This is a genomic window from Candidatus Flexifilum breve (genome assembly GCF_016713355.1).
The window spans coordinates 155,245-174,710 of record NZ_JADJPI010000021.1 but is presented as its reverse complement, the minus strand read 5'-3'; the positions used below and the strand labels follow the sequence as shown (position 1 = coordinate 174,710).

Genomic DNA, 19,466 nt, shown 5'->3' with positions numbered 1-19,466 from the left:
AACTGATCACGGTAAGGCGGGCGATGACTAGAATCACGATCATGGCGTTGGGGTCACGGGGCGATGTGCAGCCGTACATCGCGTTGGGGTGGGCGTTGGCTGCTGCTGGTTATGCGGTGCGCGTGGCCACATTCCCCGCGTTTGCGCCGCTGGTGCTGGAACGGGGACTCGACTATCACCGCGTCGAGGGCGATGCCGAAGCGCTGGTGCAGGCCGCGATGACGAGCGGCATGAACACGCGCAACCCCGTGAAGCTCATGCAGGCGCTGCGTGAGTCGTATGGCGAATTGGCCAGCGCCTATGAACGCGCCTTCCTTGCCGACGATCTGCAAGACTCCGACTTGATCCTCAATCAACTGCCGGGCGGCGCGTATGGGCGCGATGTGGCGGAAAAGCTGCGTATTCCGCACATTCCGGTATCCGTGATTCCCCTGCTGCCGACGCGCGCCTTTCCGATTCCGCTACTCGCGGCGCGGTCGTTCGGCGGCGCGCTTAACCGCGCGTCGTACTTCGTCGCCGAACGCCTCTTCGGGGTGATGATGGGCGCGTCGATCCAGCGGTTCCGGCGAGCGTTAGGTCTGGCGTCCGCCGCGCCACGGAGTGCCGATCCACAGCCTGTCATTAACGGTTTCAGCCCGCTGGTCGTGCCGCGCCCGCCGGATTGGGGCGCGCACGTGCACCTGACCGGGTGGTGGATTCTCCCGGAAGCTGATTGGACGCCGCCCGCCACGCTGACCGATTTTCTCGCAGCGGGAGATCCGCCCGTGTTCATCGGCTTTGGCAGCATGATCGCGCCGGATGCGGCGGCGCTCACGCGCACGTTGATCGCGGCACTGGGCCAGGCCGGGCGGCGCGGCGTGATCTCGGCGGGGTGGGCGCGGTTAGGCGGTGATCTGCCGGATACGATTCTAAGCGTGGAGTATGTCCCGTATACGTGGCTCTTCCCGCGCATGGCCGCAGTGATTCATCATGGCGGGTCGGGGACGACGGGGCTGGCGCTGCGGTCAGGTGTGCCGAGCATGGTCGTGCCGTTCGCCGCCGATCAGCCGTACTGGGGTGAACGCACGCGGGCGCTCGGCGTGGGCGTCGCGCCGATCCCCGTGAAGGCGCTGACGGTCGACAACCTCGCGGCGGCGATCACGCGGCTGACAGCAGATGCGGAGATGCGATCCCACGCGGCGGCGCTCGGGGCCAAACTCCGTCAGGAAGATGGCTTGGGGGCGGCGGTCAAAATTGTGCGGGGAATCATTCCGCCGTGAGGCTCACTCAATCGAGAGCTGCACGTGATCGTTCGCGGTATCCCACTCGCCGACTTTGCCCGTATGCCCGTTGTAGAGCAGTTGGATCAACACGAAGATTTCGGCTTGCAGGCGTTCCGCCGACACGAGGAAGTTGGCTTTGGGCTGCTTGGTCGTCTTGTCGGTGAGCGTGAAGCGGATCAACCGCGCGCGCACCTGATCGACCTCGTTGGCGGGACGGTTGGTGAAGGCGACGGCGGGCATGGACGCGAACTGCATCGCGCGGAGCAGATCACCGGCTTCGGCGGCGCTGATTTTGCCATCTTCCACCATTTGAATGATCTTCAGGCGTGGATCCGGATGGACGCCGTGACCATTGCCGTTGCCGTTGGTTGGCGCCGTGATCAGCGCGCGGCTGACCGCATCGATCGTCCCGGTCTCCTGCGTTTCGAGCATGGTGCGGCGGGCGGCGCGGCGAATGGAGTCGGGGTCGAGGCTGACGCGCTGGAGCACGTTGACGATGGCGTAATCCGGCTTCTTCATCAGGGCGAGCAGCAGATGATCCGAGCCGATTTGTTCCGAGCCGGAGCGGCGCGCCTCGTCAATGGCGTATTCGATCACACGGCGTGTTTCCGGCGAGAGTTCGACCACGCGCTGGGCGGCATGTACCATCGTCGGCGAGAGTTCCTGCACCATCGGCAGCACATCGCGATACTGGAGGCTGAGGTCACGCAGGATGCGGTAGGCGCGGCTGTTGGAAACTTCCAGCATGCCGAGCAGCACATGCAGGGGAAGAATAGCGGGATGATCCATATCGAGCGCCTCACGTTCTGAGGCATTCAACACCCGCCGCGCTTCCGGACTGAATTTTTCCAACCGCTGAGTCATTGCGTTAGTCTTCTGTAACCTACATCAAGAGAATTATAGCAGAGTCTGATAAATGTGCTGGTCTAAGGGGCGCGCCGCGCGGTTTTTCACGAGTTTCACTTTCCTGACACGGACATGACGGATTGCACTACTTGCGGAATTTATTTTGCGTAAATATTGCATAGAGTGAAACTAAAGGGGGAGTTATGTCAGCAATCTTGGTCGCCTACGCTTCTACAGGGGGATCCACTCGCGAAGTCGCGGAATTCGTGGCGACGACTCTGCGCGACGCCGGACTTGAGGTGGTGCTCAAGCCTGTGACCGAGGTGCCGTCGCTGGAAGGTTACGGGAGCGTTATCCTCGGCGCGCCGATTTACAATACGCTGCTGCACACCGATGCGCGGCTGTTTCTCAATCGCAACAAAGCAGATTTTGGTGATTTGAAGGTAGCGGTTTTCGCGCTCGGTCCGGTCGGCAAGGGCGATGCGGTGGCGTTTAAACATTCACGCGCCCAGCTCGACATGGAACTGAAACGCTTCCCGTGGATTCAGCCCGTCGCGCTGGAGATGTTCGGCGGGAAGATGAAAGCGACCGACTCCGGTTTTCTGCTCAACAAGATTTTCAAGCCAACGCCCGCCGTCGATTACCGCGACTGGGACGCGATCAAGGCGTGGGCGGAGGCGCTTCCGGAAAAGATCAAGGACTGAGGGAAAAGATAGGACTGAGTCAAAGAAGGACTGAGGACTGAGAAAAGATAGGACTGAGAGCGAGTAAAACATAGCATCTCTGACTCAGTCCTCGAACCTCAGTCCTATTGTTTATCGTCCTCGAACCTCAGTCCTCGCTCGATTACTCCGCGGCGGGGAGCAGCAAGGGCTGCCCGTTGACCACCGAATACCAGAACGGAATCCAGCCGATGCCGAACAATTCGACGGTGATGTCTTTCTTGTACGGCGTGACCGGGTAGTTCTCAATCGTCGTGGCGATCTTAGCCCATTTCTCGTTGATGGCGGCGACAACCGCTTCGTATTCGCGCACCGAGCGTTCGCGGTCTTCGGCGATCTGCTGCAAGTCGAACTCGTGCAGTTCCTTCGACCCCTTCGAGCGTTCTTTGTAGACGGCAGCGCGGCTCATGCGCGAGAGCGTGAACGAGGTGCGCCCCTGCAGCAAGCCGAGCACCGCCTCGCCGGTGGTGAACAACTGCTCGCGCTTGAGGTTCGAGAGTTCGCGTTTTTCCGCTTCCAACTGCTGAATTTTGCGCTTCTCGTTGTCGTCCAGCTTGTTGATCACGCCTTCGTACTTGGCGGTCAGCCCGTCCATTTCGGCGTCGCGGCGTTCGCGCGCGGCCTGCTGAAGCTGCGCTTGGAACACGCTCAGGTCCTGATCCGGGTTGCCGTACAGGTCGAGCGTGGCGTTGAACGGGATTTGCAAGCGCACCGTCGCGTACATCATGTCGACCAGTTCGCGTTTGAGCGCTGTGAGGCGCTTGGCATCGGTTAGCCCGCCGGGGAGATCGCCAAAGAGCGCATTCGGCACCTGTGGCTCGCCGGAGATGCGGCGCGTATCCAGCGACTTGACGCCGTAATCTTCCCAGCGCACGAGGCCGGAGCGATCCACATCCGGCACGAGGTAGCTGTACTGGCGGACGACATACGTCTGGATTTTGCGGTCGCTGAAGCGAATGGCCACCTGCGCCAGCAGATACGGTTTGTAGGCCAGCGCGGAGCCGCCTGTGCCGCCCATCGGCATGGCACCCATGCGCTGGGTGTAGCGCATCGTTGCCTGATCGCTGTTGACGCCGGGCGCGAGGAAGTACTGCGGGGTGGCGGCGGTCACGGGGGGCTGATGCGGCGAGAAACCGGGCGGCACGTTCAGCGACTGTGAATAGCCTGTGGCGAGATTTTGCGTCGGGGTGAGCGGCGCGGTCGCCATGCCCTGCGTGTGCTGCACGTAGGGATCGCGCGGGAGTTCGGGTAAGGCGGCGGCGGTGGGGGCGCTGACCGTGCCGACTGCTGCGCCATTTGCGCGGCAAAGCCGACGGCGCCACCCGGCGGTGTTGACTGCGGAGGGGGCGGCGGTGCGTACACCTGTGACGACTGCGGTGGTGGAGCATACGCTTGAGATGACTGCGCCGGAATATTCGCCGAGTAAGCGCCGATGCGCGCCATGAGCGCTGCGCGCTGATCGGCCATCAAGACCTGCACCTGCTGCCGGGTGAGCGGCCCGCGCAGATAGCTCATCGCCCAGCGCGTATGCAGCATGATCGCGCCGCCGTTGTCGTGAACGTTGTGCATGACGAACGTGCGCGGCTTGATCTGCGGGATCATCCGGCTGATTTCGTTCAGGCTCAACTGGCTGTCGGTGGTGCTCAACGCCTGTAAGCCGCTGATCACTTTTTGCATGTCGTTTTCGGACTGCAAGCGTCCGATGAACCACGTCCCCGCGTTGCTCAAGCCCTTGTAGTCGAGGTCGCCGGGGTTCTGCGTGGCGAGAATCATGCCGAGACCGAAAGCGCGCGCCTGTTTGAGCAAGCGCAGCATCGGGACTTTGGTGGGCGGGTTGCGCGGGTAGGGCGGGAAGTAGCCGAACATCTCGTCGATGTAGAGCAGGGCGCGCAGACTGGTCGTGCCGCTGAGCGTGCGCATCCAGCCGAGCACGTTTTCGAGCAGCAGCGTGATGATGAACTGGCGTTCGCTCTCGGAGAGATGCGCGATGTAGAAGATCGAGACGCGCGGACGACCATCTTTGGTGTAGAGAAGCGAGTGAATGTCCATCGGATCACCGCTCGTCCAGGATTGGAAGGATGGCGCAGCGACGATGTTGTTGAGGTCCATCGCCAGTTTGCCGCGGGCGCGTTCGGAGATGTATTCGTCCAGCGGGAACACGCCGAGCTTTGTGAAGGGCGGGCGCTGCACCTGCAAAATAATGTCTTCGAGCGTGAGGTCTTGCCCATTGCGCCACGCATACTCAAAGATGTTGGCGACGAGCACATGTTCTTTGTCCTGCACGGGCTGCACGCTGCGACCGACAAGCGCGAGCAGCGCCGTCGTGATACCGTTGATCTTCTCGCGCAGGGCTTCTTCGTTGCCCGCCCAGCCTTCACGCGGGGCGCGCAGCGAGGCGAGAATGCTGATCGGCAGGCCAGCGTCGGAACCGGGCGTGTAGATCGAGTAACGCGCGGCGTACTTGAGCCAGCGCATGCGGTCGGGGACGATGCCCCAACCCGCGAGACCTTCTTTCCACTGGTGTGCCACATCGGCGGCGTACTGGGGCACGTCGAGCCCGGCGCGGCGGGCGTCATCGACGTTGACCCACGGCTGAAAATCTTCGGGACGCAAATCGGGGAAGTTGAGCAGTAAGTTGGTGATGTCGCCTTTCGGGTCGACCACAATGGCCGGGATGTTATCGAGGATCGCTTCCTCCAGCAGGTTGATGCACAACCCGGTTTTGCCGCTCCCGGTCATGCCGACGACAATGGCGTGGGTCGTCAGGTCCCGCGAGTCGTAATACACCACATCATTGGTCATCCGATCCGCAGCGGGATCATAGCGGCGACCGAGGTAAAATGTCGTCGGCGCTTCGATAAATGGCATCGCACTACTCCCTAAAAGCTACTTCCCCGATTATAGCACAGATATTCTATACAAGGACTGAGGACTGAGAGAAAAGGACTGAGGTTCGAGGACGAAGAGATTAGGACTGAGGGCTGAGGTTCGAGGACTGAGTCAGGGATCAACTGCTCATTCCTGTATTTACTCAGTCCTATTCTTTTCGACTCAGTCCTCAGTCCTTTTTTCTCAGTCCTGCCCTTAGCTGCACGTCAGGTTGAGCGGGCGGCGCGCCTGCGCAAAGCGGCGGTTGAATTCCGCGATGTACTGCGCCGCGAGATCGGGATCGGTGATAATGAACATATTCTCGTCGTTGCTGTCGCGCGCGCCCGCCGAGAAGTTGAACGACCCGGCGATCACGATGCGCTCGTCGACGATGAACACCTTGTGATGCAGGACGAACGGTCCGCCGTCCTGCCGCGCATCGAGCCCCGCGCAGAAGAGCGGCGTCAATTCGCTGAAGCGCGTCTCGCTGCCCGTCGTCTCGAAGATGCCCGTTACGCTGACGCCCGCCGCTGCCCGATCCAACAGCACCTGCCCGACGTCTTCCAGCGTGAACGAGAAGCTCATGAAGCGGATCGAGCGGGTCGCGCCGCTGAGGGTGGTGCGCAGCGCGCCAACCACATCATCTTCCGCGGCAAAGTAGATCTGTACCGGCGTGCCGTCCTGCGTGAAGGTCTGGTTTGCGCCCCGTGTCGAGCGCGGGCCAAACGACCCATTAGCGAACATCTCGTCAAATTCCGCCTGATAGATCGCCACGGCGTTGCGCGAGCGCAGCGCCAGCGCGTTGTTGTTATTGCGGTAGGTGTCGTTGACCGTGTAGTTCCACGAGCCCGTCCAGACGGTGGTGCTGTCGAGGATCATGAACTTGTTGTGCATGAGCGCCGAGCGTTCGTCGTCCACCACGTTGGCGCCCGCGCTGATCACCGTCTGGATAGTGGTGTCGGTGTCCTGCATGGTGTGTTCGTCATCGACGACCATGCGGACGCGCACGCCGCGCCGTGCCGCATCAGCGACGGCGGTGGTCAGCGCGGGGCTGTTCCACTCGAAGGCGGCGATATCCAGCGTGCGGGTGACGGTGCCAATCGCTGCGGCGAGAATTTCATCAAGGCCGCCGCGATAGGTGCTGCGGTCGCTGCTGCCGGAGGGATTGGTGAAGAAAACCTGCCAGAAGCCCTTTTGCGCCCCAAAGCCCTGCGTGCCGATGGTGAAGGTCTGCAAGCCGCTGCTGGTGACCGCGGTGGGCGCGACCGTCGTCGCGGGCGCAGTCGTCGGCGTGATGACGCGCGTGCTGGGCGCGGTGGTGGCGGGCGGCGAGTCGAGATCAAGGCCGTTCGTGCCGCAGTAGGCGGTGACGGCGATGACGATGGCACCGAGCAGGGTTAGCAGCGGATTGGGCTTGCGGCGATCGCTCGAACGGCTTGACGATGAACGACTGCTCGAACGGCTGCTGCTGGATGATTTACGGGCCATGCGGGTCGGTTTCCTCTGCATTAGGTGGCGAAGTATCGGCGGGAGGCGCGATGTGCCCCCACAGTTTCTGGAACAGGGAGCCGACAGACGGCTCAGCGGGTGGTTCGGGCGGCGGCGCGGCCTCGTCCACCGGGACCGGTGGCGGCGGTTCGGTGGGAGGCGGTGGCGGCGGAGCGTCTGGTTCGGCGGCTTGAGCAGGTAAAGGCGGCGGTTCGTTTGATGGCGCGCCGCCCGCACTGCTGATCAGCTTGGTCAAGCCCTGCACAGCACTGACGCCATCGGCGGCAGCGGACTGCGCGCCGAACTGCGCCAACTGTTCCGGCGTCAGGCTGTAGCCGAGCGCCGCGGCTTGGTCGGTCAGGCGTGTGACGGCGTCATCGGCGCCCTGCGCGCTGATCTCCGCGCGGCGCCCGACAAAGCGATTCATGCCGCGCACGAGCTGGCGTAACTGCGCAATCTTGCTTTCGAAATCGGCATCGGTCGCGCCGGACGTATCCAGCTTGACGAGCTCGGCTTCGGCCCATTTCAACAGTTCATTGGCCTCGTCGTCGCGCAGTTCGTCGCGCAGACTGGCATCCTCGTAGAGCGCTTCCAGCGCGGAGTCGACGCGGCTCATGCTTCGTCTTCATCCACGTCGAAGAACGGACGCAGCAGGTCGGCAATGGCGGTGTAGCCGTGTTCTTCGGCACGTTCGAAGGCGGTCTTGCCCTCAAAATCGACGGCGTACGGGTTGGCGTCATGGTCGAGCAGCCAGCGCACCATCGTCTCCTCTTCGAAGAGCACCGCGCCGTGCAGCGGGGACTGGGAGCCATCTTCCGTCGAGTTAATGGGCGTGCCCGCCGCCAGCAGCTTTTCAGCGATGGCGAGGCGACCGTAGAGCATGGGGTAGAACATCAGCGGGATGTTGTGCGCCCCGGTCGCGTTGACGAGTTCGGGGTCTTCCTTGAGAAAGAGCTCGACTTCGTCGGTGAGGCCGAGCATCGCCGCCGTGCAGATATCCAGCGGCGCGCCTTGATCCAGCAGATACTCGGCGATTTCGGTGTTGCCAACGTGCGCTGCGGCTTGCACTGGCGTTTCGAGCCACACGGCGTTTTCGTTCAACAGTGCAGGCTGCTCCGCCAGCATCGTCTTCACCTTGTCGAGGTCGCTGTGCGCAGCAATGACAAACTCGTTGATCAGGTCCTGGCTTAACTGCGGCTGATCAGTCATGGTGTCTGTCCCTTTGCATGTAGAGAAATCTTAGCTTGATCGTAGGACACTTGAGCGAAAACGTCAACGCGTTGGGCAGAATCTTTAGTCGAACGTCAATCTGGCGGGGTGATCTGTGTTACGGAGGGGATAACGGTGAGGAGTGATCGTCGGCATAGTTGGGTGAAAAGATCGAACCTCACCCCCTCCCGAAAAGAGTTCACGGCAGGACAGTTTTAATGTTTCGAGACCGTCTTCCCTTAAACGATACGTTGTAGGGACGGCCTTCTGGCCGTCCGCTGACCACGGACGCGCAGAAGCGCGTCCCTACAATGGCTCAATTGTTAAAAATGTCCTGTCCTCAACTCCTTTAGGAGAGCGGAGAAAATCGGCGAGGGATGCGTTTACTCTGTGCCGAGGCGCAGCGCGATCAGGGTTCCCCCGTAATCCTCCGCTGTGAGGACGACGTTGTTCGTGGCCCAATCGAGGCCGATCGGTTGGTGCGACGGGACGAACCAGGCGTCGGGATCCTCCGGTGCGGTGAGGAACGTACCGGATTTGCCGGGCAGGGTGAGATAGAACCCGGTGCGTTCCGGGGCGTCTTCATCGCGCAGGGAGAAAAGCAGGTGCGTGCCGTCGGGCGACCAAGCGAAGAAGGCGGCGTTCTCGGTGGTGGTCGCCGGGAAGGTTTCCCCTTCCAGCGTGGTGATATAGGCGTTGACGCGGTCGCTGTAGCACCATAGAGTGCCAGCGCCTGCGTGTGCCACAGGACCGCGTTGCCGAGCGGCGAAAACCGGAGGTCGATCGCTCCGATCTCGGTTGAGCGCTCCACCTGGTGGAGGATGCTAATGTCGCCCGTGGCGATCTCCACCCGCCGCAGCACTTCGTTCCCGTTGCTGACAGAGGAAAAGACCGCGGTTTGACCATTTGGCGCGATATCCCAGAGGTAGGGGAAGCCCTGCGAGTCCGTGTTTTCGGTGAAGACGGCGATCGCTTCGGGCGCGCCGTCCGGAAGTTCCAGCCGGTAGAGCAGCGCGGCCACGACCTGGTTGAGCGCTTCATAGCGCATGAAATACAGCGTCCCGTCGGGCGTGAAGCGCGGTTGGAGATCGATGGTGCTGTACACAGTGTCGGCTCCGAGGTCGCTCCCGAACGCGGCTAACAGATTATCTCGGCCGTTATCGTCGGTCAGATTGCGATACTCACCGGTTTCCAGATCGAGCACCCACAGATCCGAATCGCGCAGCGTGCGCAGCGGCAACCCATCGATCAAGGCGACAAAGCGACCATCTGGCGACCAGTGTACAGACTCCGGGTCGAAGGATACGTCGTCGGGGCGCTCGGCGCAGCTCAGTTCAACGCCAGCAAGATCGTACACGCAGATTTGGTCGCGGCTCGCGTCGAGAATCCGCTGACCATCGGATGCGAGATGAAAACTCATCAGGTTGCCGCGGGGAAGCTCCAGATCGTAGGCGATACGCTCTACCACCTGTAGTTCGCTGAACGGCTCGGCGGACTGCGCGCTGAGCGGCGTGGTGAGCGCGAACAGCAGTAACCCAGACAAGAGGCGAGCGAGATGGCGGGTGCTCATGGCTACTCCTTTAGATGAACATAGATGCAGGGTTAGGTGCCATTCAGTCGGAGGGCGAACAAACGTTGTCCGAACCCTTCGGCGAGCAAGATAGTGTTGTTCGCCCCCCAGAACATCCCCACCGGGAAGCGGGTCGAGGTCAACGGCGCTTCCGGATCGTCCGCGGTGGCGATGCGCTGGCCCTCTTTGCCCGGCAAGCCGAGGTACAACCCGTTGCGATCCGGGTTCTGGGGATCGTAGACGGTATAGGCAAGCGCTGTGCCATCAAATGACCAGCCAAAATAGGTGGCGAAGGGCGAGGTGCTTGCGGGAAAGGTTTCGCCATTGAGCGTGGTGAGGAAGGCGTAGCGGATGCCCTCATCGGTGCCGCGCAGCCGGGCGAGCGCCTGACTGTGCCAGAGCACGACGTCGCCGCGCGGCGAGAACTCAATTGAAGCCACGCCGACTTCGGTTTCACGGTCGATGGTGTGCAGGAGCACGGTATTCCCGGTCGCCAGATCAACGCGGCGGAGGGTGTCCTGACGGCTCGTCCCGATCACGTACACTCCTGTTTGGCCGTCCGGCGCGATATCCCAGTCATAGGGATAGCCATCGCCGCGCACGTTTGGCGTGAGCACCGCCAGTTGTTCGGCGCTTCCCCCGGAGGCCGGGATGCGATAGAGCGTGCCGCCGATTTCAGTCCCAATCTGTTCGATACGCAGGAAATAGAGCTGACCATCCGCGCTGAAACGGGGCGCAAGGTCGATAGGCGCAAACGGGCCGACCAGATCGTCATTCACAATCGTATCCAGTATGGATGGCAGATCGCCATCGTCGGTCAGATTGGTGAAGATTCCGGTTTGCGTATCCAGCACCCAGATGTCCGAGTCGCGAAAATTGATGAAGGGCCGGTCATCGACGAAGGCGACATAGCGACCGTCGGGTGACCAGCGCAGCGACGCCGGGTCATACCGTATTTCTTGCAAGCCCGCGCAGCTTACCTCGGCTCCGGCTGCCGTGTACATGCAGAATTCACCTCGATTGACGTTGAGCAGTTGTTCGCCATCAGCGGAGAGCAGTACGGACAGCAGCGAGCCACCGCCGTGCTCAAAGTCATAGTCGACGGTCTCCACAACATGCAGTTCATCAAGCTGCGCACCCACGGGTTCAGGTTCCTGGGCAGCGAGGGGAAAAACCGCGGCGAGACTGAGCAGACTCAAGCACGACAAAGTCCGGAGCAAACGCGGAAAAGGCATCTGGTTTCCCTTTGTATAAGTCAAGTCAAAAACCATTATAGGAGGTTGGGCGGAACACGGAAGCCCACAGAATAGGGTGGAGTCTCTGGGGAGGGCAAGCTTGGGGATGGTGCAGTGATCAAGTATTGGGGAAACGGTGAGATCGCGCAACAACTTCGCGTTGAAGTTATTTTTCACAAGGCTGGCCGCACGAGAAAACCCCTCCTTAATTGGGGGGTTTTTACAATCTCCTATCAATTTTTACACAGTCGAGTGATACAGTAAATTTATTCTGACACACAGACGCCAACTCTATAGCCGCTGCTGTGCGCTATCGCTGTGCGAGTTGGCCAATTAAGGACTGAGTCAATTGGCAACAATCGAACGGATTCCTACCCAGGAACAACTATCTGATGCGACGTGGTGGTCAAAGACGGCGGATCAGGTCACCCAAGAACTCAAAACCGACCCCGTCAACGGGCTCTCGGTCACCGAAATCGCAACCCGGCAAATCGAATTTGGCAAGAACAGCCTCCCCGAAGAAGAACGCGAAACTGTCTGGCAAAGCCTCATCAACGCCTTCAAAGATCCGCTGGCGCTCATTCTGACGGCGGCGGCCATCATCAGCGCGGTGGTGCACATCTCCAAAGGCGAAACGAGCGAACTCCAGCAATCCGTGTGGATTATGGCGATCGTCGTGTTCATGGTGCTGGTCGGGTACTTCACCGACCGCTCGGCGGGCAATGAGCTAGAAAAGCTCAAAGCATTGCAAAAGACCGTGGCGCGCGCGGTGCGCGGCGGCAAGCTGGTCGATCTGGAAGCGAGCGAACTCGTCCCCGGCGACGCGATTGTGCTCAAGCAGGGCGACCGCGTCCCCGCCGATGCGCGCGTCATCCGTTCGACGAACGGCAGCGTGAGTGAAGCGCTGTTGACGGGCGAACCGGAAGCGAAAGAGAAATCGCCCGCGCCGATCCCGTCGACCTCAGAACTGGCGCAGCGCGACAACATGGTCTTCGCCGGGACGTACGTTGAAAGCGGGAATCTGGACGCGCTCGTGACGAGCACCGGGGTCAACACCGAACTCGGCAAAATCTGGAATGAACTGAGCGCGGTCGAAGAGACCGAAACGCCGCTGCAGAAGCAGCTCGAACAGCTCGGGCGCATGCTGATGATCGGCACGCTGATCGTGTGCGTGGCCGTCATCCTGATCTACGTCATTTTCCAGAGCTACAACATCATCGATGCGCTGCTCGTGGCGGTGGCGCTGGCGATTGCCTTCATCCCCGAAGCGTTGGGCGCGATCATCACGATTGCGCTGGCGCTGGGCGTGCGCGAAATGGTGACCAAGCGCGCCATCATCCGCAAGCTGCGCGCCGCCGAGGGCCTCGGTTCGGTCAGCGTGGTGTGCACGGACAAGACCGGGACGATCACGTTTGGCAAGATGACCGTGACGCACATCTGGACGCTGGACACCGACGAAGTGAACGTCGAGCACCAGACACTCAAGCGCTACAGCGTCGAACTGCTGCGCCTGATGGATGTGGCGCGGCTCGCCAATAACCTGAGTGATCCGTCGGAATTGGCGCTCGGTCAGCTCGCCGAAATGGCCGGGTTCACCATCACGCCGGAAGACCGCGCGGCCCGCGTGAAGGAATTCCCGTTTAACAGCGCGTCGAAGCGCATGGGCGTGATTCATCCGGAAAAGCTCGGCGCGACGTTCCGCTCGAAGGGCGCGCCGGAAATTCTGCTTGAACGCTGCACGCATATTCTGTATCAGGGCAAGCCGCGTGAAATCACATCGGTCGATGTGGAACGCGTGCGCGGGCAGCTTTCCAAGTTTGAATCGCAGGGTTATCGCGTGCTGGCCTTCGCCGAACGCGAACTGGGCGCGGAACACCTGAACGGCCACGCGTCGGAATTCCGCGAAGACGAATTGACGTTCGTCGGACTGGTGGCGCTCTCCGACCCGGCGCGTCCGGAAGTGGCGGAGACGGTCGCCAAACTGCGCGAAGCGGGCATCACCGCCAAGATGATCACGGGCGACAGCCCAATCACGGCGCTGTCGATTGCCAAGAGCGTGGGCATCGTGCCGCAAAGCGCGTCGCCGAGCGCGGTGATCGAAGGGCGCGAACTGGCCGCCTGGGAGGCCGAGTCCCGCGGCAGCGATAAAGAGACCGTCGCCGCGTGGTCGGAAGAAAAGATCAAGCGGATTGCCGACACGCACATCTACGCCCGCGTCACCCCGCGCGATAAAGTGTTGATCGTGCAGGCGCTCCAACGCGCGAATAAGCTCACAGCGATGGTGGGCGACGGCGTGAACGATGCCGCCGCGCTCAAGCAGGCAGATGTCGGCATCGCCATGTCGACGGGCACGGATATCGCCAAGGATGTCAGCGATGTGGTGCTGACGGGCACCTACAGCGCCATTGCCGCTGCCGTGCAGGTCGGGCGCACCATTCTGTATCGCACGCGTTTGTACACCCATGCGCTGCTCTCGACCAATGGCGCGGAAGTCGGCTTGTTCATCGTCGCGGCGATTGCCGGGTGGGCAATTCCGCTCACGGCGCTGCAGCTGCTGGTGATCAACCTGCTTGGCGACTCGTGGCTGAGTATCGCGCTGGCGACCGAACGCGAAGAAAAAGACGTGATGCAGAAGCCGCCGCGACCCTCGGACGAGCCGGTGATTACGCCGTACATGTGGCTGAGCATCCTCGTGCAAAGTGTGCTGGTAACCGTGCTTATGGCGATCAGCTTTGTGTGGGCGGGCGACTATGCCCGGTCAGCGGGGCTGGACGCGGAGACGGGGCTCGCCTTGCAGCGTACCGCCGTCTTCATCATGTTCATGACGCAGAAGGTGCTGCGCAGCGCGTTCACCGCCCGCAGCTTACGCTTCAACCTGTGGCAGATCGGCTTCTTCTCGAATAAGTGGTCGCTGATCGCCGCGGGCATCACGGTGGTGATTGCGTTCGCCGCGATCTACGTACTCAACGTGGGCATGACTGCGCCGCCGTCGGAGATCGTCCCCGCGCTGATCGGTTTGGGTCTGATCCCGCCGGTCGTCGAAGAAGCGATCAAGTTGGCGCGGCGAGCCATGGGCAAGGATACGGTTAAGGCCGCGTAAGACCAAGCCCCTGTTAACAGGTGAACAATCTGCGAAAGAGCAATTGCGTAGGGGCGCACGGCCGTGCGCCCCTACCGATTCATGGTAGGGACAGAGAAACCTCACCCCCGGCCCCTCTCCGTAAAGAGGAGAGGGGAGACAAGCCATATCCGCTAGACTGAAACAGTCGGGACGCGATTTAGAGGATGTCTAAAAGGCTTCCTCAAAACCTTTCCACTTGCCAGCGGACGCAATGAATTGCGTCCCTACGAAAACCCATTTGGCTTGGCGGGGAATGTGAGCTCCCCTCCCCGAATTCGGGGAGGGGCCGGGGGTGGGGTCGGAGTCTGACCTTTTTAGACACCCTCTTTAGTGCGTCCGCTGTTTTCGACTCGTGTCCGGTGGATCATCTGCGACAGAGTAATGACGTAGAGGCGCACCGCCGTGCGCCCCTACAGATTCATTGAGGTTTGGCAGCAGTGATCGACCTGCGCAAGCCCCTCATCTGTGCTAAACTAGATTCAAACTGCCCTGCTTGGAGGATTCGCCATGCCGCGTTGGTCTTCATTTCGCCACTTTCTCGAAGAGGTGAACGCTGCCCTGCCCGCCGAGCGTCAAACCCTCGTGACGGAACTGCTCAACGAGCGTCGAGAGTTCCCGTGGGTGGAAGCGCATCAGGCGACCTTTGTCTATAACGGCATGGATGCCGACAGCGTGGCGCTGAACCTCGACACCATTAACAGCGACCCGCCGTTTGCGCCGATGACGCGCATCCCGGATACCTCGCTCTGGCATGTGACCCTGCCGTTTGCCAGCGATGATTTGCTCGATTACCTGCTGGCGATCAACGATCCGATGACGCCGCTGCGCGGTGAGACGAATATCGTAGCGCGCGTGCGCAAGCATTGGCGCATCGACCCGCTCAACCCGCTGAAAATCGAAACGCCGCAGACCAGTGTCTCGGTGCTGCGCATGCCGAATGCGCGCCCGTTCCCCGATTGGGCGGCGCTGCGCCGCGTGCAGCGGGGCAAGCTGACCGAGCACACCATCGACAGCGAGCAGATGGGCTATACCGCCCGCAAACTGACAATCTACACGCCCTATGGCTATGACGCAAACAAAACGTATCCGCTGGTGGTCATGCTCGACGGTCAATGGGCGACCGGGCCGCTGCAAATGCCGCAGATCGCCGATGCGCTGATCAAGCATAAACATATGCAGCCCGCGATCATGGTCATGATCCAGAGCGGTGTAGACGCCGACCGCAACCGCGAATACATCAGCAATGACAAGCACTACGAGTTTTTGATCCGTGAACTGCTGCCGTACGTGCAGACCCGGCATAAGGTCGGCGAGGTGGCGATTCTCGGCGTGGCCGTGGGGGCGATTGCCGCCGCGCACGCCGCGCTGATCAACCCGGACATGTTCTCCGCGCTCGGTTTGATCTCGCCGCCGCTCGGTAAGGGGCAGTTCCAGGAAGAACTCAGCTACTACTATCGCCGCTTCTCGTCGGCGGATCGGCTGCCGAAGCGCATTTTCCAGTCGGTGGGGCGGTTCGAAGCGCCGTCGCGCTTCTTTCGTCCGGCGCAGGATTTGCACAAGGTCTTGCAGACGCGCCGCAACACCGAGTATCGCTATGTCGAGACCGGGAGCGGTCACGGGTTGGTCGGCTTCCGTGCCGTGCTGCCCGAAGCGCTCGCGTGGCTGCTGCCGGGCGAGGCGGAGTAAAGATTCACCTCACCCCCCGCCCCTCTCCATAGGGAGAGGGGAGACAAGACGTGTGGACGAGGCACTGCGCGTCCTTTGATCGACCTTGACCTCACCCCGCCTCTCTCCATAGGAGAGGGGAGACAAGCTGTGTTCGTCGGGACGCGCCATCCGTCCGGTTGCTGCAACCTCACCCCCAACCCCTCTCCATAGGGAGAGGGGAGACAAGATAGGTTCGTAGGGACGCGCAACGGCGCGTCCGGTTGCTGCAATGACTTCAACCGCATTCCTTACCCTGCTTGCGCAGGGCAATCAAGCGGCGTGGGGACGTAGGGGCAAGGCGCGCCTTGCCCCTACGTGTGACGCGTGCCCTGGTTGCGGAAAACAAAAGGGACGAGGCCTATCGCCTCGTCCCTAGGAAGAGCAATGATTTGAACGGGCGCACACACAGGTGCGCCCCTACAAAACGTGAGATCGCTACAGTTGGAAGCCGCCCGTCACGTGGACGATCTTCTGCTTGTAGTTGTGGACGTATTCCTGCAGTTTTTCCTGCAAGCCCGCCCACTCTTCGCTTTTCAGAATGCCGCGCATCGTATCGAGGTCTTTGGCGATGCCTTCTGTCAGCATTTGCGACTGGTCTTTTTCGCGGCTGTACACCGTGTACCATGCGCCGGTTGGCTGGAGGCCGAGCCGCTGAATCCCCGGCACCCATTCGCGCACGACGAACTCAAAGTAGTCCTGGTCGCGCCCCGGTTTGATGTCCCAATTCATGAGCAGTTTGACACTCACAGTCCACCATCCTCCTACACTTGCGCTGACAATACCACGACTTGCGGTTGATCCGGCATATCAGACGCGGAAACTTTGAGCATGTCGGATTCTTGCACCTTGCTCACGCCCATCGCTTTCAGAAATTTGTCGAGTGGTTCCAGTTCAAAGGCCAGACCCGGCAGCTCGTAGTGCATGGGCACGACGTAGAACGGTTCGATGAGCGAGACGACCTCGGCGGCCTGCGCGGCTTTGAGGCTCATACCCCCGCCCACGGGGAGCAGCAGCACGTTGACTTCGCCGATCTCTTCGATGAGCGACTGCGCGGGCACATGATCGAGATCGCCCAGGTGCAGCACCGTCAGCCCGTCGTAATCGAACAGATAGCTGATGTTCGGGCGCGGGTCGGGCGAGTTGGCATTGTGCATGGCGATGCCCATAATGAACACGCCGCCGATTTCGTATTCGCCCGATCCCCGCAGGATCATCGGCGCGCCTTTGACCGCCTCGACGAAGTTGTGACCGGGCACGTCGTGGCTGATCGTCACCACTTCGCCTTTGACTTTCGGTGACGGAATGCCGATCTCGTCGGAGAAGGGGTCGGTGATGACAGCCGGTTTGCCCCGTTCGGCGATACGAAAACAGCTATGACCATACCATGTGATTTCCAATGTAGACTTCCTCGCTGCGTTACAATATACACTTCATTATACCGCAAATTAGTTAGGCGAGGAATTGGAACATTTGTACGAACGTCTGTGGCTAAATGCGACACTTCATCCGCGCTGGACGGTGACGGAAACCGGGGCCGGCACGGTGCGCGAGTCTCAGGGAAAGCTCATTTTGCGGGTGGAGAATGGGCAGGTGGGCTACAGCAACGCGCAGATCACGGACTATGCTTACGACCGTCTGAACTTCGATTGGCGACCGCCGCTGCGGCTGACGGTCACAGCGTGGGCGACGGGCGACCCCGTGGGTACAGCGGGTTTCGGCTTCTGGAATCATCCGTTCTCGCCGGAGTTGAAGCGTCTTCCCAGTCTGCCGCGCGCGTTGTGGTGGTTCTTTGGGTCACCACCGAACAATATGCAGTTGGCGCACGGCGTGCCGGGCTTCGGTTGGAAAGCGGCGACGCTGGATGCGACCCGCCCGTCGGCGCTGCTGCTCGCACCGTTCGCTCTCCCGTCCGTTTTACTGATGCGCGTCCCGGCGCTGTACGCTAGACTTTGGCCAGTGATTCAGCGGCGGCTGCGCATCAGCGAGCACGTGCTCGACCCGGCGCTGCTGACCGAACGCCACACCTACACGCTTGACTGGCGGGCGGATGGGGCGACGTTCGCGGTGGATGGGCAGACCGTGCACGAGACGGCCTTTGCGCCGCTCGGGAAGATGGGCTGCATCGCGTGGATCGACAACCAGTACGCGGTGGTCACGCCGCAGGGACGCTTCGGTTGGGGAATCGTCCCGGTCGAACGGGAACAGGCGTTGATACTGGAAGAGGTGGTGATTCAACCTCACCCCTAGCCCCTCTCCTGGAGGCGAGGGGAAGATGCGGACGCAATTTATTGCGTCCCTACGGAGAATAGCGCGGGGATGGTGCATGGCTGACGGGCTGATCGAAGGGTGTGACGAACCGCTGCCGCCGGAAGCGGAGGAGGCGATCCACCTGTTCAACACGGGCGAATACTTCGAGCAGCACGAGGTGTTCGAGCTGCTGTGGCGCGCCGAATCGCGCCCAATCCGCAACCTGTATCAGGGGATTTTGCAGATCGGCGTGGGGTATCTGCAAATCACGCGAGGCAACCTGCGCGGCGCGCTCAAAATGATTCAGCGCGGGCAGCGGTGGCTGACGCTCGTGCCGGATCACTGCCGGGGCGTCGATGTGGCGGCACTCAAAGCGGATGCGGCGCAGGTCGAACGTGAACTTAAGCGCGTGGGCATTGCTGGGTTTGATGTAAAGACACTTCAACCAGTGAAGAGGGTAAAACTGTGAAACTGATCCTAGTGTTCCTGTTGGTGCTGGCTGGCGGCGTTGGTCTGGTAGGGGCGCAGGACAGCGCGCCCGTAACCGTTGAGATCACGGCGGCGGATGGCGCGGTGCTGGTCGGTGATTACTACGCGCCGACGGTTGAGACGGAAGGCGATCCGATCCCGGTGCTGCTGATGCACCAGTACGGCAGTAACCGGCGCAGTTGGAGTCTGCTCGTGCCAGAACTGCTGGCCGAGGGGTATGCCGTGTACGCGGTCGATCTGCGCGGGTTTGGCGACAGCGCGCGCCCGCAGGATTTCGCCGCCGCGCAATCCGATACGCAGGTGTGGATCGATTGGATTCTGCAGCAGCCCGAGACCGCCGATGATGCCATCTACCTGATCGGTGCGAGCGTGGGCTCGAATCTGGCGCTGGTGGGCTGCGCGGCACATCCCGCCTGTGTGACGGCGGTCGCGCTGTCGCCAGGGCTGGATTTCTACGAGGTCATGACTGAACCGGCGCTGCATGAACTGCGCACCCGGTCCGCGCTGTTGATCGCCACGCAGCGCGACCGCGAAAGCGCGGAGGCGGTGAAAACGCTGACGACGGTGTCCGAAGGCGAGATCGGCGTGCAGTTCTTCAGCGGATCGGCGCATGGCACCTCGATGCTGACGACGGTGCGTGGCGGTCGTGTGCAGGCGTTGATCGTCGACTGGCTGCGCTGGCAGCAACCGAGAAGTGAATAA

17 protein-coding genes are annotated in these 19,466 nt (G+C 61.3%); 7 read left to right on the top strand and 10 right to left on the bottom strand.

Annotated elements, in window-relative coordinates; all coding sequences use genetic code 11:
• The first annotated feature begins 23 nt into the window (after positions 1-23).
• On the top strand, positions 24-1,259 hold the full coding sequence (locus IPK17_RS19250) for a nucleotide disphospho-sugar-binding domain-containing protein (protein ID WP_343419317.1): 1,236 nt from the start codon (positions 24-26) through the stop codon (positions 1,257-1,259).
• A gap of 3 nt (positions 1,260-1,262) precedes the next feature.
• On the opposite strand, the gene IPK17_RS19245 is transcribed toward IPK17_RS19250, so the two are convergent.
• Positions 1,263-2,126: a Clp protease N-terminal domain-containing protein gene (locus IPK17_RS19245; protein WP_343419316.1), complete on the bottom strand. Its 864-nt coding sequence runs from the start codon at positions 2,124-2,126 to the stop codon at positions 1,263-1,265.
• A 185-nt stretch (positions 2,127-2,311) separates the two neighbouring features.
• Between IPK17_RS19245 and IPK17_RS19240 the strand changes: the two genes are divergently transcribed.
• Positions 2,312-2,812: a flavodoxin domain-containing protein gene (locus IPK17_RS19240; RefSeq protein ID WP_343419315.1), complete on the top strand. Its 501-nt coding sequence runs from the start codon at positions 2,312-2,314 to the stop codon at positions 2,810-2,812.
• A gap of 142 nt (positions 2,813-2,954) precedes the next feature.
• On the opposite strand, the gene IPK17_RS19235 is transcribed toward IPK17_RS19240, so the two are convergent.
• The 7 genes from IPK17_RS19235 to IPK17_RS19205 all read right to left on the bottom strand — a co-directional run bounded on the left by IPK17_RS19235 (position 2,955) and on the right by IPK17_RS19205 (position 11,107).
• Positions 2,955-4,055: a hypothetical protein gene (locus tag IPK17_RS19235; protein ID WP_343419314.1), complete on the bottom strand. Its 1,101-nt coding sequence runs from the start codon at positions 4,053-4,055 to the stop codon at positions 2,955-2,957.
• A complete protein-coding gene (locus IPK17_RS19230) occupies positions 3,977-5,698 on the bottom strand; it encodes an ATP-binding protein (protein ID WP_343419313.1) in 1,722 nt (573 codons plus the stop codon). The genes IPK17_RS19235 and IPK17_RS19230 overlap by 79 nt, the downstream gene beginning before the upstream one ends.
• Positions 5,699-5,914: 216 nt before the next feature.
• Positions 5,915-7,186, bottom strand: coding sequence for a phospholipase D-like domain-containing protein (locus tag IPK17_RS19225; protein WP_343419312.1), 1,272 nt, complete (start codon positions 7,184-7,186; stop codon positions 5,915-5,917).
• The gene (locus tag IPK17_RS19220; protein WP_343419311.1) at positions 7,176-7,802 is read right to left on the bottom strand and encodes a hypothetical protein; all 627 of its coding nucleotides are present in this window, start codon (positions 7,800-7,802) and stop codon (positions 7,176-7,178) included. Before IPK17_RS19220 ends, IPK17_RS19225 begins: the two co-directional genes overlap by 11 nt.
• Positions 7,799-8,395, bottom strand: a complete 597-nt coding sequence (locus IPK17_RS19215; RefSeq protein WP_343419310.1) for an ankyrin repeat domain-containing protein — start codon at positions 8,393-8,395, stop codon at positions 7,799-7,801. Before IPK17_RS19215 ends, IPK17_RS19220 begins: the two co-directional genes overlap by 4 nt.
• A gap of 409 nt (positions 8,396-8,804) precedes the next feature.
• Positions 8,805-9,965 carry a TolB family protein gene (locus tag IPK17_RS19210; RefSeq protein WP_343419309.1) on the bottom strand — a complete coding sequence of 387 codons (1,161 nt, stop codon included), beginning with the start codon at positions 9,963-9,965 and terminating at the stop codon, positions 8,805-8,807.
• 32 nt (positions 9,966-9,997) lie between these two features.
• Positions 9,998-11,107: a TolB-like translocation protein gene (locus IPK17_RS19205; protein ID WP_343419308.1), complete on the bottom strand. Its 1,110-nt coding sequence runs from the start codon at positions 11,105-11,107 to the stop codon at positions 9,998-10,000.
• Between the two features lie 442 nt (positions 11,108-11,549).
• Here IPK17_RS19205 and IPK17_RS19200 point away from each other — a divergent pair, with 442 nt between their 5' ends.
• Together IPK17_RS19200 and IPK17_RS19195 are read left to right on the top strand one after the other, a co-directional pair.
• Positions 11,550-14,300, top strand: coding sequence for a cation-translocating P-type ATPase (locus IPK17_RS19200; protein WP_343419307.1), 2,751 nt, complete (start codon positions 11,550-11,552; stop codon positions 14,298-14,300).
• A gap of 528 nt (positions 14,301-14,828) precedes the next feature.
• The gene (locus IPK17_RS19195; protein ID WP_343419306.1) at positions 14,829-16,007 is read left to right on the top strand and encodes an alpha/beta hydrolase-fold protein; all 1,179 of its coding nucleotides are present in this window, start codon (positions 14,829-14,831) and stop codon (positions 16,005-16,007) included.
• Between the two features lie 456 nt (positions 16,008-16,463).
• Here IPK17_RS19195 and IPK17_RS19190 read toward each other — a convergent pair whose 3' ends face one another.
• A complete protein-coding gene (locus tag IPK17_RS19190) occupies positions 16,464-16,775 on the bottom strand; it encodes a hypothetical protein (protein ID WP_343419305.1) in 312 nt (103 codons plus the stop codon).
• A gap of 14 nt (positions 16,776-16,789) precedes the next feature.
• Complete coding sequence (locus IPK17_RS19185) at positions 16,790-17,425, bottom strand: MBL fold metallo-hydrolase (RefSeq protein WP_343419304.1); 636 nt, start codon at positions 17,423-17,425, stop codon at positions 16,790-16,792.
• Between the two features lie 73 nt (positions 17,426-17,498).
• Here IPK17_RS19185 and IPK17_RS19180 point away from each other — a divergent pair, with 73 nt between their 5' ends.
• The 3 genes from IPK17_RS19180 to IPK17_RS19170 all read left to right on the top strand — a co-directional run bounded on the left by IPK17_RS19180 (position 17,499) and on the right by IPK17_RS19170 (position 19,466).
• Positions 17,499-18,275, top strand: coding sequence for a hypothetical protein (locus tag IPK17_RS19180; RefSeq protein ID WP_343419303.1), 777 nt, complete (start codon positions 17,499-17,501; stop codon positions 18,273-18,275).
• Positions 18,276-18,351: 76 nt separating this feature from the next.
• Positions 18,352-18,744 (top strand): DUF309 domain-containing protein, encoded by a 393-nt coding sequence (locus tag IPK17_RS19175; protein WP_343419302.1) that lies wholly within the window; start codon positions 18,352-18,354, stop codon positions 18,742-18,744.
• A complete protein-coding gene (locus tag IPK17_RS19170; protein WP_343419301.1) occupies positions 18,741-19,466 on the top strand; it encodes an alpha/beta hydrolase in 726 nt (241 codons plus the stop codon). Before IPK17_RS19175 ends, IPK17_RS19170 begins: the two co-directional genes overlap by 4 nt.

Excerpts from the sequence above, each read along its gene's own strand:
- IPK17_RS19250 (WP_343419317.1), top strand. The coding sequence starts at position 24 with ATGACTAGAATCACGATCATGGCGTTGGGGTCACGGGGCGATGTGCAG.
- IPK17_RS19245 (WP_343419316.1), bottom strand. The coding sequence starts at position 2,126 with ATGACTCAGCGGTTGGAAAAATTCAGTCCGGAAGCGCGGCGGGTGTTG.
- IPK17_RS19240 (WP_343419315.1), top strand. The coding sequence starts at position 2,312 with ATGTCAGCAATCTTGGTCGCCTACGCTTCTACAGGGGGATCCACTCGC.
- IPK17_RS19230 (WP_343419313.1), bottom strand. The coding sequence starts at position 5,698 with ATGCCATTTATCGAAGCGCCGACGACATTTTACCTCGGTCGCCGCTAT.
- IPK17_RS19225 (WP_343419312.1), bottom strand. The coding sequence starts at position 7,186 with ATGGCCCGTAAATCATCCAGCAGCAGCCGTTCGAGCAGTCGTTCATCG.
- IPK17_RS19220 (WP_343419311.1), bottom strand. The coding sequence starts at position 7,802 with ATGAGCCGCGTCGACTCCGCGCTGGAAGCGCTCTACGAGGATGCCAGT.
- IPK17_RS19215 (WP_343419310.1), bottom strand. The coding sequence starts at position 8,395 with ATGACTGATCAGCCGCAGTTAAGCCAGGACCTGATCAACGAGTTTGTC.
- IPK17_RS19210 (WP_343419309.1), bottom strand. The coding sequence starts at position 9,965 with ATGAGCACCCGCCATCTCGCTCGCCTCTTGTCTGGGTTACTGCTGTTC.
- IPK17_RS19195 (WP_343419306.1), top strand. The coding sequence starts at position 14,829 with ATGCCGCGTTGGTCTTCATTTCGCCACTTTCTCGAAGAGGTGAACGCT.
- IPK17_RS19175 (WP_343419302.1), top strand. The coding sequence starts at position 18,352 with ATGGCTGACGGGCTGATCGAAGGGTGTGACGAACCGCTGCCGCCGGAA.